Raw genomic sequence first — 15,723 nt, forward strand, 5'->3', positions numbered from 1 at the left:
TTTCTTCCATTTCACGCATTTGCGATAAGTATTTTACCCAGCTAGATGCCGCCGCTGATGCTTTAATATTATTGGCTTGTTTGGCATGAATAATTGCATTGTCGAAATCATTCAACTTGTAATACGCACGTACTTTTGCCAATTCAACATCAGCCTGTTTATCTTTACGTTTTACTTTATTTAATTCAGTTAACGCTTTTTGATAATGCCCTTCTTGCAATAACAACTGTGCTAACTGCCAACGGTACTTGTTATTACGCTGAGCTGCTTTTCGCCAAACATTAATCGCAGATTGCCACTCTCTTGCCATTTGCCAATAGTTCGCTTGCTCTACCAACAATTGTGTATTGCTATCAGCGCCATCAAGCTCAGCAATTTGTTTTGCGGCACGCTCGGGAATACCACGCTGAGCATAAAGCTGAGCTAAACGATGTAAGTCTTGCTGTGTTAACGCCACACCTTGGTATTTTGCTAACTTCAATGTACTTAAAGCGTCGTTCGGCTTTCCAGCTCTGATCTGAATATTTGCCAGTTGTTGCCACCAGTTCAGCTTAGTAGGCTCTAACGCAATTAACCTATTTAAGGTTGACGTCGCCCCGCTCCATTGCTTTAACTGCAATTGCGCACCAAGTTTAATCGATAGCGGCGACATTTCGTCTTTACGGTTATAACCATCGTAACGCTTCATCGCCGTTAGCACTTTTGACCATTGGCTTAATTGGTAATGGGATTGTGCAATACGAAGCCATAACTCGTATCCCTTTTGATTTTTAGGAATACGTTTTGTTAGCTGGTAATAATGCGGTAATGCTTGGCTATATTTTTGCTCTGATAACAAAATATCGGCCAACATACGTTCAGTGACCCAAGCCTGATCGTCTTGCAATAAGCCACTTTTTACTGCTTGAGTTAGGTTACCAATTGCCTTGGCGCTATTACCTTGTTGCCAATAAAACACCCCAAGCATACGTTGAACAAACGCTTTGTCATAAGCCTGGGTTGGCTTTAACGACACCAATAAAGCAATCGCCTGATCGACTTTATTATCTAACTGTAAGCTATTGGCACGTTGCACTTTTACCGCGATTGGCTGAGACAATTGCCCACCCGCATAAGCACTTGATAACGGTAAACTTGTCGCAACAGTTAAAGCAATTATAAATGCTAGTTTCTTCATCATTGATTCAACTTAAACTCTATACGTGCGGTTTGACCATACTGCGCCACAGCAGTGCCGTTTTGCTCTTGAGGTTGGTATTTCCATTTACGCAACGCACGGATCGCTTCTTTATTAAACAGACGACTTGGCTTAGCTTCCACCACGCTAATATCAATTGGGCGACCTTGCGGATCAATGGTGAATTTCAACACCACATAGCCTTCTTTACCCTGCTTTAAAGCACGAGGTGGATAGCGTGGCTCTACTCGATATAACGGCATTGCTTGCTGACTTAGCCCTACACTCGGCTCACCAACAACAGCTACAGCACTACTAAAATCACTAAACTTCGGCATATTAATCGCAATGCCTGTCACTGCGGTGTCTAAGCCTAAGCTATTAACAGAAGCTACTGGCTGCACGCTTGCTGTTGCCATTTTAGACATAGAAGGCTTTGCTTCTGGCGGTGGCTCCGGTGTTTCAGGTAGTGGTGGTGCAACACGCTGACGACGTTGCGGTGCTTGTTCTTGCTCCACCATCACCATATTGAAAGCCAAAGGCTCTTTATTATCCGGCGCTTTATGATTTCCGTTATCCACCATCCACGCCATGAAAGTAAACAAACCTAACGCAACCGCAATGGCGAGTGGCAATGCCATTAATAAACGGATCATTAGTTTTTCTCCGCCGCCAATGCGATATTCTTAATGCCCGCACCTTTCGCTGCATCCATTACCTTCACAACCGTACCATTGTAAGCATGTTCATCAGCTTGGATCACCAATGATGCATCGGGTTGTTCCGTTAACATGTGCTCTAATGTTGCTTGTACACGTTCCACATCAACAACGCGCTTATCAATATAAACATCGTTAGCAGAGGTGATGGCAACAAAAATACCGGCATCTTTTTGGCTTACCACATGGCTTGCTTGAGGACGATTAACTTCAACACCTGATTCGCGCACAAATGAGCTAGTAACAATAAAGAAGATCAGCATGATGAATACAATGTCGAGCATCGACGTTAAATCAATTTGGGCATCTTCACGGTTTGAAGAACGACGACCGAGTCTCATTGCTGACTCCTTAATAATTTTTCCAATTTAAGCTCACGCATCTGACAAGCTTTAGATAAACGTGCGTGAACAAACATACCCGCCAATGCAGCTACCATTCCCGCCATCGTCGGCAAAGTAGCTAATGAAATACCAGAGGCCATTAATTTAGGCTGGCTACTGCCTTGGGTTGCCATCACATCAAACACAGAAATCATGCCAGTTACCGTACCAAGTAAACCCAACATCGGGCAGATAGCAACTAACACTTTGATGAAATTAAGATTATGATTTAAAGCAATTTTCGCTTCGTTAAGCCAACCATCACGAATGGCACAAGCATGCCATGATTCATGATCTTGTCGTGCCATCCATTGGCTTAACCATTGATTTTTTTGTTTAGGAAAATAGAAAAACAAATAAATCACACGTTCAATCACCAGTAGCCAACACAGCACCACAACCGCTGCAAGCCACCATAATATGGCGCCACCTTGCGCCATAAAATGTGAAAGCGAGAACCACCAGCTTTGTAAAATGCTGATATCCATTATGCGGCCTGTCCTGCAACTACGGGTTTATTGTTCGCTTTTTTTGCATCATTCTTTTCTGCTTGTTCAGCAACTAAGCTAATACCTTGTTTTTCAAGAATTGAACGAATGTTTTCTGCCTGAGTGCTTAGTACGTTATGAGCAAGTAATAATGGCATTGCTGCAATCAAACCAAGAACCGTTGTCACCAATGCCATTGAAATGCCACCAGCCATTACTTTAGGATCGCCGTTACCAAACTGAGTGATCACTTGGAACGTTTCGATCATACCTGTCACCGTACCTAATAAACCAAGCATTGGTGCTAGTGCAGCAAACAATTTCAGCATAGATAAGCCTTTCTCTAGTCCCTGTTGTTCATCAACAATGGCTTCAAGTAAACGCAACTCTAGCGCTTCTACACTACGATTTTGTTCTTTATTGTAAACAGCCAGTACACGACCTAACGGGTTGTTACCCACTTGGTCTGGGTTTTTAAGCTGTTTCTTAATTTGTTGCTTGATCGTTGCCAGTTTAACACCACGGAAAATGGCGATACCCGCACCAATAGCCAGTAGTAACAGAATAATTTTACCAACAACACCACCAGCTGTTAGCCGATCTTCCAACGTTGGTGCATTAGCTAATTGATCCAGCATCACACCACGAGAAGGATCAAGTGCAATGCTCTCTTTGCCTTCTGCTGCAATATTAGCTAAATTCGCTAATTGTGGACCATTTTCAGGTTGCTGCTGATAAGCCATTGCAATGTGACGCGTACCATCCCATTTTAAATAGCCTTGCTGTGCGACTAAACCTAGCGCACCTAAACGTAATGCATCTTCAGTCGATTGCTCACCGTCACCATTGATAAATGGCACTTTTACTTTAGCCAATTCACCGCTTGCAATAATTTGTGCTTCCATTGCTTGCCATAAGCCACTTAGCTGCGTCATTGAAGGCAGTGCTTTGGCATCAACAATTTGATTGACCAAAGGTACATATTGAGTGACATCAACACCAGTGACAGCGTAACCTTGTTCAGCTTTCAGATCTTTAGCCGTTTGACGAACAACACCAAAAAGCTCACCTAAACTGCCAGAATCCAGTTGTAGCTGTTGTTCTAACTTTGCTAATTCTGCTTCATTCTTACTAAAGCTTTGGCTTAGGGTTTCAGTTTGCTGCTTTAACGCATTACGTTGCGCCAATAGTGCATCACGTTCACTGCGAATTTTTTGCGTCGATTGATTAAAGCCCGCTTCACGCTGTGCATTATGCTGTTGCTGAGCAATGTTTTCTTGTTTTGCTTGTTGCACTACAGATTCTGCCGATGCTGTAAACGGCACTGATGCCATACATAGTGCGATGGCTAACGCTTTTAATTTCATTATTTGCTCTCCACGTTAGCGACAGTTGCTGAAACAGGTAAACGTAATAGGCTCGGTGCAACTTGGTTATTTGCCATTTCAAACGCTTTATTGATGTTTTCAGCTTCACTGCTATCAAGCGCTTGCCATTGTTTAGTTTGGCTATTCCAACTCCAGTTGTGCGAACCATTTAAGCTACGCGCGACAAATGCCATGCGACCTAAGTACAACAAATCAGCTTCAATGGTTTTACCATCAGAAAGCGCGATCTTGTCTTGGTAAGTACCTAGCTTAGTGCCGTAATCCATTTCAATTTGGTAGGCTTCCAGAATACGACGAAACTTCTCTGCATCACTGATATCCGCTTTAGACATCATGCTCTGTAGCTTTTCGATACGTGCTAGACGTTGGTCGTGCTTGATAGGTTTATCTTGCTCAACAATCGTCGATAAGCCATCAATCATCTGATACATCAAAGGAACAACACCTTGGCGAGTCTCTTTGATATTGGCGATTTGCTCATGAATAGACGTGATTTCTTGGGTTTGATTATCCACCATACGTGCAAGGTGATCGTGGTACACCTGAAGGTTCTTTAATTCTTCTTGCAGTTGCTCAATTTCAGCTTTCATCGCAATAGAAGCATCAGCATTACGATCAATCTTGTCTTGGCTAACTGCCGATGCAGCGTTGGTTTTGTTTTCAATCGAACGTGCTGTATCAAGACTGCTTGCCTGTACCCCAGTTGTTACACTCAAAATAACAACCGCTAAACTGGTTTTAATAAAATTCATAATCAAACTTAGTAATGAGTAATCTTTAAATGCAAAAAATAAAAAAAGGTTTAAAAATAAAAAGTTAAAGATTATAACTGATAATAACTTTGCCAATAATACTTAATCGTAACAAAGGGGAAGCCATGACTTCCCCTTTTATTACAGGTTTACAAATTAGTATTTGAACTCAACGGTTGCCATAAAGTTACGACCTTCGCCAAGTGTTACGCCTGTTGCGCCAACATAGTCTTTACTTGTTGAACCGCCACCAGCCATGTAGTCAGTATCAAATACGTTCTCTACGTTAATACGACCAATGATATCTAAGTTAGCATCGTACTTGTATGTGTGCGCCACACCTAAATCAACACGAGTGTAACCGTCTTTCTTAAAGGTATTTGCTGCATCACCATAACGTGAACCTTCATAAATCACACCAAGATTAACATCCGTTGCAGGTGTTACGTTGTAAGTAGACCAAACACTTGCAGCAAATTCTGGTACATCCGCAGGACGATTACCTTGGTATTTCTGATCTTTAGTGTATTCAGCATCAAGGTACATTGCAGATGCGCTCATGCTTAGCTTATCAGTCACGTTACCTTGTAACGCAAGTTCTGCACCATTGTGAACACGCTCGCCCGCTTGGTTTTTCTTATACAGATTCTTACCCACTTCAACATCAATGGTGGAATTCTCTTGCGTGATGTTAAATACCGCACCCGATACGAACAGACGATTATCTAGCAGTTCCCACTTAGTACCAAGCTCATATTGCTTACCACGTAGTGGATCAAGTTGTTCACCATCGTTCACGTAGTTTTTAGAACCTGATGATACTGTACCTTGAGGTTCAAAGCTTTCTGAGTACGCTAAGTAAATCGAGCCATTTTCAGCAGGATGGAAAATCGCTGCTACTTTTGGTGAAACCGCTTCTTCTGCCGCTTTGCCTTCTTGCGTTTGACGATCAAAACGTACGCCTGCTAACACCTGCCAGTAATCGTTAATCGTCACCATGTCTTGTGCATAGAAGCCCCAAGCATCATAAGATGAGTTAGACACTTTCGGCTTACCCGCTTTAAATGTTGGTACAGGTGTTGATTGATTTGGTGCTACTTCTACAGAGTTAAATGAACGTTGGAAACGATCGTAGCTGTAACCTAGCCAGTTAGAGCCCACTAATAGCTGATGCTGCATACCTAGTACATCAAACTCACCAACGAAATCTGCGTAAGCGGTTTTAAATTTCCAGTTATCATGACGATCATTACCGCCTTGCTTCACTAAACCTGATTCTTCATAGTTTGCAAAGTTCGGGTAACTTTCCACATCATGACGTTTAAAGTCTTGGTAGTTAAAGCCTGTATTTAATGCCCACACATCGGTTAGCTGAGCTTTAACATCAAAGCCGTAGTTTTCAACTTCGTTGTTAATTTTTGACCACTGTGCATCCCACACATGATCACGACCTAATACTGGCTTACCATCAACAATGTAAGCACCTGAATCTACACTACCTTTATCGTTTGTGCGATCGTAATGTAGTGACAATGTCACGTCATCATTAATGTCGTAATCAACAAATAGGCCACCAACGAAACGATCGGTTGAAGGTGTAGAACCATCGCCGTATTTACGCCATGAGTCGTAATCTTCTTTTGCAACAACAGCACGAGCACGTAGTGTTTCATCTTGGTTTAATGAACCACTTACATCTAACACGCTACGAGTATGATTATTTGAGCCAACATCTTGGCTAAAGTTTACTTGGGTTTCGTAAGTCGGCTTCTTCGCAACCATGTTAACTAGGCCACCCGGTGCAGATTTACCGTAAAGCAAACCAGCAGGGCCTTTCATTACTTCAACACGCTCTAATAGCTCTACAGGCTGACGGTAATGTGACCAGTGTTGGTGACCATCGCGTAGGAAACCACTGCTGCTACCCAGTTCAAAACCACGAAGCGAGAAACGCTCACGGTTACGACCAGTACCACCAGCTGAAATACTTGCATCATTCTGTAACACCTCACCCAACGTACTTGCACGCTGTTCATCGATAAGTTGTTCATCAATCACTGCAACTTGCCCAGGAGTCTCTAATTGAGTCATCTCCATACGCATCGCTGTTGAGTTAGTGTCTGCCTTGTAACCATAGTCACGACCTGTTACCACCATGTGCTCATCCGCTTCCGTGGTTTGAGCATAAGTAACAGGCGCAGCAAGTACAGCACCAATTAACAGCGTCAGCTGGCTTTTAGAAAACATATTCCTTTAACTCCAAATAAACGTATAACCGAAAATAAACGCCATATTTGATTTGCTGCTATCCCCTGCGTTAGCTAGTACAAGGTAATGTTTTTAATAATATCGAGAGCAAATCATGGCTTGCTGCTGATAAGTAAAAATACGCTTATCAGCAACGAGAAAGGAATATAAGTGATAATTATTACCATTTGCATTAAATTTACATTCTTTGCATTCGTAAAGATTTTGTCGGTGTTTGTAAAGATATACAAAGGTGAACTTGGTGAATTTATCGCCACAACAACGAAGAACAAGCCATTTATCCGTATTCAATACTGTTTTTAACGAAGACATTTGTAATTAACAGTCGTATAATCTGCCCGTTTTTTTTCATTTCGCGGTATTTAATGTGACTCAACTAAGTCTTGAAGCTATTCACCAACAACTCAATGAACGCAACTTTATTGCTGAAAAGGTCCGTATTGTGACAGTAGAGGCAATGGATCCAGAAGTGCTGGCAACATGTACTACTACAGAAGATGAAACCTTCTATAACAGCTACATGAATGTGATTTATTGTAAAGGTGATCGTTACGTTCTTGGCTATCGTTGTAATGAAGAAACTATCGTAGACCAAGCGATCATTTTCAAAGATGGCAAATACTACGATCCAACATTACAGGCAAACAGTGAAAACTTTGAACCGTACCAGTACGCTGTACTAGCAGAGTTTAAAGTTTTCGACATGATGAAACATGCCAAAACAAACAAAGATTTCCCGCCTGATGTGGATTACTTATTTACAAAGAAAAAGCATTTTAAAAACGTAATTAAAGCGTAATCTTTTCAAAAAGCCGACCTAGTGTCGGTTTTTTATTATCTATAACTCAGTGAATAGATTGAGTTCAGCCATTACCAACGTAAAATGAATCTAAGGATGACTAACACTAAGGATAGATGTGCCATGAACTTACAACTCAGCTCGCTTTCGCCAACTCAAATCTACCACTTGATGACCCAAACTATTATCCCGCGCCCTATCGCATGGGTACTGACAGATTCTGGTGAGCACAACTATAACCTTGCCCCTTTTTCCTATTTCACCCCAGTTGCGAGCAATCCGCCTCTATTAATGTTCTCTGTGGGTAAAAAGCCAAGTGGCGAAGTCAAAGACACTACCCGTAATGTCATCGAAAATAAAAAGCTAGTGGTTCATATCGCAGACATTTCACTGGCAGAGCAAGTGACCCAAACCGCAGCAACATTAGATCACGGTGAATCTGAAGTTGAACAATCAAACCTTGCCTTAGTGCCTTTCGATGATTTTGATCTGCCAAGGCTTAAAGATTGCCCTATCGCTTTTGGTTGCAGTTTGTATGAAGTGAAAGAGATTGGCGAAACGCCACAAAGCCTGATCTTCGCTGAAATTGAACAGGTTTACATTGATAATACTGTGATTAATAGCGAGCAAGAACACCTAGTCATTGATGCTTTAAAAGTAAATCCACTCTCACGTTTAGGCGGCAGTGAATACGCAGTATTAGAAAAGACGTTTGCAGTGGCAAGGCCAAAGTAAGGCTCAAATTTACTTATTCCAAGATCAAAAAAGCCTAGAGCAAAACTCTAGGCTTTCAATTCTGTGTACATATCTACATTACTTGTAGAATGCTTCCACTTTACCTTTTAGCGTGATTAGCATTGGCTGGCCACGACGGTCTAGTGCTTTAGGTGAAGGGATTTTTACCCAACCTTCACTGATGCAGTACTCATCAACATCAAAACGCTCTTTGCCGTTTAGACGAATGCCGATGTCGTAGTTAAAACATTCTGCAACGTGGTGTGGGCTGCGAGGGTTACCTGAAAGACGATCTGGTAATGCTGGTTGTGATGTAGTATCTGTCATGATCAAATTCTATCGTTAGTAAAAAACGCCGCCATTGTAGAGAATTTCATTATCGCTAACAAGATAAATTCCCTACTCTTTCTAGGATATTCCCGCCAGCTCTATGCTTTATCTATCTGAAATATTAAAGAATTATGACAATTGATAGCTATAAGCATCACTAAATAACAACTAAACATAAAATATTTTCATCTTAATTCTGAAACAACTCGCAACTTACACCCAAACAATGCAATCGATTACATATTCATTATGATAATCCTTATTGGCATATAGAATTATATGAACATGGTTGAGTTAGGTGCTTGAGGAAATAAGAACACAATGAAAATCGCAAATAAGATCAGTCTTACTTTATCAGTCCTGTGTACTTGCTGTGTGGTGGTGTCAGGGATTTATATTGCCTGGAAAAGTGCAGCAATAAGCCAACAAGCACTTTATGATCGAGCGATTGAGCAACTGATCTCCATTAGAGAAATCAAGAAAACAGAAATCGAAAACCACTTTAATACCACTGCCACGCTGATTGGTACCTTCTCTTCCGATCCTAGTATTAAACAAGCCATGCAACGTTTTGATGCTGGCTTTAATAGCTATCCCAACCAAGATATCGCAATGGCCGATAAACAGGCCTTAGTGCAATTTTATCAGGAACAATTTGCCGCCCTTTATCGTGACAAAAACAAAGAAGCAACAATCGGCAATATTTATGAGCAACTCAGTGATACCGCGGTGAGCCTACAGTCTCGCTATATCGCTAATAACAGCAATAAGTTAGGTCAAAAGCATTTTCTTGATAATGACACGCTAAATACTAACTACGATAAAACCCACCAAATCTTCCATCCAGTGCTACGCCACTATCTAGAATCCTTTGGTTTTTATGACATTTTCCTCGTCGATAACCAAGGTAACGTGGTTTATAGCGTGTTTAAAGAAGTGGATTTTGCGACCAACCTACAACAAGGCCCATTTAAAAATAGTGGCTTAGCCAATGCTTATCATGGCGCGCTTAAACTCTCTGACGGTCAAGTTACCTTAACCGACTTTAAGCCTTATACTCCCTCATTCGAGTTACCGTCATCGTTTCTCTCTACCCCTATTTTTGAGAACCAAAAGCGTATCGGTTACATGATCATTCAAACCCCGATTGATGCGATCAACAACATCATGACCTTTGATCAAAACTGGAATAAAGCAGGTTTAGGTAAAAGCGGTGAGATCTATTTAGTAGGGATGGATTCAACCCTACGCAGCCAATCACGTTTCTTTATTGAAGATAAACAAGCCTATTTACAAACCCTTCAAGCGAACAATATTTCAAGTAATGTAATTGATAACATCAGTAAAAAAGATACTGCGATTGGCTTTCAGCCAGTGAATACCCCAAGTGTACAATTTGCCCGAGATGGCAAAACAGGTAGCCATGCCATTACAGATTATCGTGATATTGCAGTGCTTTCTGCTTATGCCCCAATCACACTGTTAAATCAGCATTGGATGATCGTCAGTGAAATCGATAAAGCCGAAGCCTTAGCCGATGTTAGCGCACTCAAAACCCAACTTTATAAAGCAGTCGCCATTTGTAGCGTATTACTACTGCTGTTGGCTGCATTCTTTTCTTACTTTATTGGTGAATCTATCGCTAAACCTATCAAGGTATTATCGAAAAAGATCATTGCGATTAGTGATAATAAGAACCTCTCTGCACGCTTAACCATCCGCAATGGCGGCCCTGAAGTTAACGATTTATCAACCTCATTTAATCACTTTATTGCCACACTTGAAGATTCATTTAATCAGTTTTCTCACGCTAGCCAAACACTAAAAAACCAATCTAACACCATCTCAAATAACGCTGTCACTATGTCGCAATCAGCCAGTAAACAAAGTGCCAATTGTGAAAACATTGCCGCTGCAGTGACCGAAATGACTACCTCAGTCAATGAGATTGCACGCTATACCGATAACGCTTCAACCCATGTGTTAGAAGCCAATAGCAAAAGTACAGTTTCAATTAAAAGCGCAGATCAACTAATGAATGATATCGATGGGCTAATGGCACAAATGAATGAAGCACTCACCATTATTAACCAGCTAAAAACCGAAAGTGAAGAGATTGCCGATGTACTAAACGTCATTAACACCGTTGCTGAGAAAACAAATCTACTTGCTTTAAATGCCGCGATTGAAGCTGCCCGAGCTGGCGAACATGGTCGTGGATTTGCCGTGGTTGCTGATGAAGTGCGTACTCTTGCTTCCATGACTAAAGATTCAACAGAAAACATCAAAGAGAAAATTGAACGTCTGCAAAATGAATCGAGCAAGGTCGCATTAAGTGTTGAGCAAGCCCACCAGCTACTCAATAACGGGGTTGAAAGCTGTCATATTAATAATCAACACCTTCACGACATTCACACCATGCTCAATGAATTACAAAACATGAGTCAAGAAATCGCACAAGCTACCAACGAGCAAGCCAATGTCACCAGTAATATCAGTGAATCTATGACAGTTATCGCAGAATCATCATTATCAACGTCTGAAAAGTCACTTGAGATCAAAGCTGTTTCTGCTGAGTTAAAAACTCAATCTGAACAGATGGATACCATCATCAAGCAATACTCATAACCCAAGCGAATCAGAAGCATATTCACTACAAAACAAAAGAGTTGGCCTCTTACAGAGCTATTTACCATGAAAAGCTATTGCTAGATAAGACTAACTCTTTTGTCTTAAATTTAAATAACGCTACCGTTAGCTAAACGAGTATTTGACTAACTAAAGCCACAAGCAATAGGATATAGAGCCTTATGACAATACAATCTTGTTATAAGCTGTATTCCCTTGATGAAAAAGAGCAATGCTTATGTCTAATGTCGTTCAGTTCTCTCAGTTTAGTGGTAGCAAGAAACAAAATGTGACTCAAACTAACGCCACACCTAGCCCTAAAGCATTAAGGGAACAAGCAGCATTACAGCAGGACAATCATTGCTACTTTTGTGGAACACGTAAAGACAGCAAAGATCTAAACTGGCTCAATAAAATAGGCTTTAAACAAAAGACACATGTGGTTTGTGGTACGTGTAGTGCAGAAGCAAAAACACGTTCAATGGATGACCTGCGCATTATTCTTGCTCTAAAAGCCATGGATTTCAGAACCATTAAGCTCAAGCAATACCAAGAACTTCGAGAAAAAGGTGTGCATATTGATGGTGTGCGTGATTACAAATTCTATTTTGAAATTTGATATAAGTATCCGCGCTAAAATTCATTCTTAACTGTGGGTTTTCTTTGCTAGCCTAGTTTCTATTCCACTTCCTTATAGCGTTGAATCATTACTAGGCTCTTTGAACACAGTGTTATATATGTTTATCAAATTTAGCGATATGCCGTTTGTATTTTCTCTCTCGCCACCACCAACACACGAAACCACAAGGAATTGCCCCAACCGTCGCCTATGCGACATATATCCTTATCTGCTAGCCGTTGCTCATTTTACTGACGATGAACTCTGCTCTTTCTTTAACTGAAACCTTAGGAACTTCAATTAAGTGATAGCCAAATTTAATATATGCACTCACCATTTCATAATATGTCGCCATTGCTTCACTGAAGTCCTGCTTTCGTTCAGCGTCATTTTCATAAATTTCTTCCCAAGGCGGAAAAATGAAAACGTTACGGCAATAAGTCAGTTCACCACATTTCGCTAACAAAAGATCCGATATTGGTATGTGTTCAAGCTTACTATACCCATACGAGTCAATAATGCTTCGATCGTAAAACGTAATTTCATTACCACCAAAGTTTTCGTAATTATCAATTTCTTCAAGAACCATTTCGTCGCGGAATGCGGTCTTGTCCAACCAAGGTAATGCTGTACCTTGCAATTCTACTTGGGCTTGGATAACTTTTCGCCCAACTTCAGGTGCACTTGCATAACCCATCTGCCGTAAACATTCGATAACTGAAGTCTTCCCTGAACCTGGTCCACCTGTAAAAATCACTCTATTATTCAAACAAAACTCCAAAGACGACTAACCCCTGCCGCCAACATGTCATGTAATTAATGGGACTTTCAACAAAAAAGCAGATGGTAAAGAGAATAAGGATAATGGTATTCACGCATCTAAATTAAAAGATGCCGAATAATAAGCCAGTGATAATACTAAGAGGACCAAAGCCTGTAATTTCGTCGCTAATTAAAGAAGAAGAAACTTCTTCAGTTACAGTACTAGAAATAGACTCTAATTCATCAAAGGAAATAACAACGTCGTTAGTTAACTCCTCGTTAGAAAAACCTGAGCTCTCTACGTTAGACATTCTAGCAGTCACTTCTTCAGTTGCTAGTACCTCCACTTCCGGATATTTATCCAAATGCTCGCTGATGTAGGATGCACTATCGGTCGCTTTTAACTGAACTTCCTGAACAACATTACCGCTACCATCGGTGATAATTACGTCTGCTCCTGGGTTGTTGAAATCACTATGCAAAATTGCCTCATTACCTAGCGACTCAGCATTAAAACCTTCAACGTATAGCATTTCGTGATAAACGCCTTTGGTATTGCTAACCACCCCACACAATTGCTCAGACGAAAGCTCTGATAGGTAAGACCCAATTTCTGGCTCACTCAAGCCTTCCAATGAAGGATTTGCTCGCTGAAGTGCTTCAACCACGAGATTGAATTTTTCATCTGTCAGGTGGTGACTTCCACTGACTAGACTTGCAACAGCGATCGATACGATCAACGTGGAAGCAGCAAACATGTTCTGGTTTTTCTCTGGAATAACAATGAAGTGCTTACTTCCTCGTCGTTCGTATACAGTTGTCGCTTTTAAATTAGATGAGATATTTTTACCAAATTTATTAGCATCGCCAAAACAAGAAAAGCCAAATTCTAAGCTCATAATAAACTCAAACAAAATAAGGAATGGCATATTGTATAATGAAAGAAGGAGCAAATGAATTAATAAGTACAGCTAACACTTGGTTCAGGTGCGCCGGACGCGTCACTTGAAACCCCATAATCTCAGCTACGGTAAATACACCTTACAAAAGGAGTATTTATCATAAATAAAGCACAGAAACATCGTTCAGATTCTCTTTATGAACAACACCTTGCCCATCTCACCTTACAAGGTAAACGTCCCGCTACGATTGATACTTATAGTCGTGCACTACGTCACATTACCTATCAACTGGATAAATCGCCAGACACATTAACTACCGACGATCTGAAACGGTATTTTACACAACTGATCAAAACACATTCATGAAGTACCGTGAAAATTGATCGCAATGGCTTACAGTTTTTATTTAAGCATGTCCTTCAACGTGATTGGAGTTGGATATTGCAACAAGTGTTATCGCTCCAGATAACCGACGTTCAATAATAAGGATAATGGCTTTCACGCGGCAGAACTAAAGAGGATTTTACTATAAATCAGAGTATTAAAGTTATTGGTTCACACCAAGGATAACGCTCGACTGCTTTTTGTCATCACCCTTCATGCTATTTCCAATATTTACTTATATAAGGTAGCTTGGGCTTGTCCAACACTTCGGATAGGTGTCGGCTTCGCGACACATATCCTTATTTGTTAGTGTAATTCTGCGTAGCGACTATCGGCTACAACACGATCATAGCGAGCCACAAAGTCGATTAGCTTTTGGGGAGTCTCAACATATGAGAGCAACCATCTTTCCATAGCCCTTTGTAATTCCGTAATCAAATCCACAAAGTTAAAATACTTAGTATCATGATCTTTAAAAGTTTTGGTTCCAGCCGGTGCTATGGTAAAGCTGATTCTTTCCACTTTACCCTGTTTCACTTTACGAGAATCCAAATTTGTCATGTGCAAAATGGAGTTACGAAACTCCCAGAGCTCTTCCTCTGTAATGTCTAAGTCAGCTAATACCGAATACTTTCTCAACCAGAGAACAAAGACATTACCACTTTCGCCAAAGTCTAGGTATCCCATAGTGTCTACGAACGAGACAAGTAATTTCATTGAAGAGAGGTAATGCTGGCTATTAAAAAGTTGCTTTATTGCAACGTAATGATCGTTATGAATTAACGATGCAATATCGAACTTCCCATCAACAAAGTACTGTTCTAAGTAATCACTCATATGTCCGGCGCCTAACTTGGGGTGACCTTGGTGTTCAGTAAGATATAAAACACCATGATCTGATTGGATATCGTATGTGGGTGTATCGTTGACTACAGGGGTTGAAATATACAATACATTCTCAGGCGCTTTTAATGTTTTGAAGATATCTTCAAACAGCTCAATGCTTCGACCCAGTCGAATCATAGAATTGAACTGAGCCATAGATAACTTGCCACCTTTATCAGCCAAACCTGCGGGTACAGAGTAACGCATACATTCTAATGAATCGTTTTGCACGTTTTGTTGCAAAAAGCTAATTTTATATTCATCAGAACCTGAGAGTTTATGGGCAACTACACCAAGCTCAACAATTGATTGCTGATCGTCAGAGACGAAATAAAAAATATTAAAAACGGTCTCAATCATAAAAATTACCCTAACAGCATATTAATCAGCATGCTTACTTTCACGCTCTATTAATACACTAAATAACCCGCATTTTACTCAATAAAGCATTTAGTTTCATATCATTAGTCGCAAAAAATCACATCCAATCGATATATTTTCTTT

The 15,723-nt window shown here is 40.6% G+C and carries 15 protein-coding genes and 1 pseudogene; 5 read left to right on the forward strand and 11 right to left on the reverse strand.

Annotation, left to right across the window (positions count from 1 at the left end; all coding sequences use genetic code 11):
* The 7 genes from E5A76_RS12890 to E5A76_RS12920 all read right to left on the reverse strand — a co-directional run.
* A partial coding sequence (locus tag E5A76_RS12890) for a tetratricopeptide repeat protein (RefSeq protein WP_161119176.1) occupies positions 1 to 1,177 on the reverse strand: 1,177 nt, incomplete at its 3' end.
* Positions 1,177 to 1,833, reverse strand: a complete 657-nt coding sequence (locus E5A76_RS12895; RefSeq protein ID WP_161119177.1) for an energy transducer TonB — start codon at positions 1,831 to 1,833, stop codon at positions 1,177 to 1,179. The genes E5A76_RS12890 and E5A76_RS12895, both read right to left, overlap by 1 nt.
* Positions 1,833 to 2,237, reverse strand: coding sequence for an ExbD/TolR family protein (locus E5A76_RS12900; protein WP_008989397.1), 405 nt, complete (start codon positions 2,235 to 2,237; stop codon positions 1,833 to 1,835). The genes E5A76_RS12895 and E5A76_RS12900 overlap by 1 nt, the downstream gene beginning before the upstream one ends.
* Entirely contained in the window at positions 2,234 to 2,767 is a 534-nt protein-coding gene (locus E5A76_RS12905) for a MotA/TolQ/ExbB proton channel family protein (RefSeq protein WP_023934383.1), read from the reverse strand. Before E5A76_RS12905 ends, E5A76_RS12900 begins: the two co-directional genes overlap by 4 nt.
* Positions 2,767 to 4,134, reverse strand: a complete 1,368-nt coding sequence (locus E5A76_RS12910; RefSeq protein WP_161119178.1) for a MotA/TolQ/ExbB proton channel family protein — start codon at positions 4,132 to 4,134, stop codon at positions 2,767 to 2,769. Before E5A76_RS12910 ends, E5A76_RS12905 begins: the two co-directional genes overlap by 1 nt.
* Positions 4,134 to 4,907 (reverse strand): DUF3450 domain-containing protein, encoded by a 774-nt coding sequence (locus E5A76_RS12915; RefSeq protein ID WP_187695636.1) that lies wholly within the window; start codon positions 4,905 to 4,907, stop codon positions 4,134 to 4,136. The genes E5A76_RS12910 and E5A76_RS12915 overlap by 1 nt, the downstream gene beginning before the upstream one ends.
* Positions 4,908 to 5,063: 156 nt before the next feature.
* Positions 5,064 to 7,154, reverse strand: a complete 2,091-nt coding sequence (locus E5A76_RS12920) for a TonB-dependent siderophore receptor (RefSeq protein WP_161119180.1) — start codon at positions 7,152 to 7,154, stop codon at positions 5,064 to 5,066.
* A 388-nt stretch (positions 7,155 to 7,542) separates the two neighbouring features.
* On the opposite strand from E5A76_RS12920, the gene E5A76_RS12925 reads away from it, so the two are divergent.
* Complete coding sequence (locus E5A76_RS12925; RefSeq protein WP_053989137.1) at positions 7,543 to 7,974, forward strand: hypothetical protein; 432 nt, start codon at positions 7,543 to 7,545, stop codon at positions 7,972 to 7,974.
* A 123-nt stretch (positions 7,975 to 8,097) separates the two neighbouring features.
* Positions 8,098 to 8,709: a flavin reductase family protein gene (locus E5A76_RS12930; protein WP_161119181.1), complete on the forward strand. Its 612-nt coding sequence runs from the start codon at positions 8,098 to 8,100 to the stop codon at positions 8,707 to 8,709.
* Positions 8,710 to 8,787: 78 nt separating this feature from the next.
* Here E5A76_RS12930 and E5A76_RS12935 read toward each other — a convergent pair whose 3' ends face one another.
* Complete coding sequence (locus E5A76_RS12935) at positions 8,788 to 9,036, reverse strand: DUF3297 family protein (RefSeq protein WP_008989404.1); 249 nt, start codon at positions 9,034 to 9,036, stop codon at positions 8,788 to 8,790.
* A 324-nt stretch (positions 9,037 to 9,360) separates the two neighbouring features.
* Between E5A76_RS12935 and E5A76_RS12940 the strand changes: the two genes are divergently transcribed.
* On the forward strand, positions 9,361 to 11,667 hold the full coding sequence (locus E5A76_RS12940) for a methyl-accepting chemotaxis protein (RefSeq protein WP_161119182.1): 2,307 nt from the start codon (positions 9,361 to 9,363) through the stop codon (positions 11,665 to 11,667).
* A 238-nt stretch (positions 11,668 to 11,905) separates the two neighbouring features.
* Positions 11,906 to 12,286: a hypothetical protein gene (locus tag E5A76_RS12945; RefSeq protein ID WP_161119183.1), complete on the forward strand. Its 381-nt coding sequence runs from the start codon at positions 11,906 to 11,908 to the stop codon at positions 12,284 to 12,286.
* Between the two features lie 232 nt (positions 12,287 to 12,518).
* Here the strand turns inward: E5A76_RS12945 and E5A76_RS12950 are convergent, their stop codons facing one another.
* A complete protein-coding gene (locus tag E5A76_RS12950; RefSeq protein ID WP_161119184.1) occupies positions 12,519 to 13,055 on the reverse strand; it encodes an AAA family ATPase in 537 nt (178 codons plus the stop codon).
* A 115-nt stretch (positions 13,056 to 13,170) separates the two neighbouring features.
* A complete protein-coding gene (locus E5A76_RS12955) occupies positions 13,171 to 13,947 on the reverse strand; it encodes a hypothetical protein (RefSeq protein WP_161119185.1) in 777 nt (258 codons plus the stop codon).
* 162 nt (positions 13,948 to 14,109) lie between these two features.
* Between E5A76_RS12955 and E5A76_RS12960 the strand changes: the two are divergent.
* Positions 14,110 to 14,391 (forward strand): annotated as a pseudogene (locus E5A76_RS12960) (site-specific integrase); the annotation flags it as partial.
* A gap of 249 nt (positions 14,392 to 14,640) precedes the next feature.
* Here the strand turns inward: E5A76_RS12960 and E5A76_RS12965 are convergent.
* Positions 14,641 to 15,579, reverse strand: coding sequence for a hypothetical protein (locus E5A76_RS12965; RefSeq protein ID WP_161119186.1), 939 nt, complete (start codon positions 15,577 to 15,579; stop codon positions 14,641 to 14,643).
* Between the last annotated feature and the right edge of the window lie 144 nt (positions 15,580 to 15,723).

This window comes from Photobacterium lucens (genome assembly GCF_009873615.1).
In the GTDB taxonomy this organism is placed as follows: domain Bacteria; phylum Pseudomonadota; class Gammaproteobacteria; order Enterobacterales; family Vibrionaceae; genus Photobacterium; species Photobacterium lucens.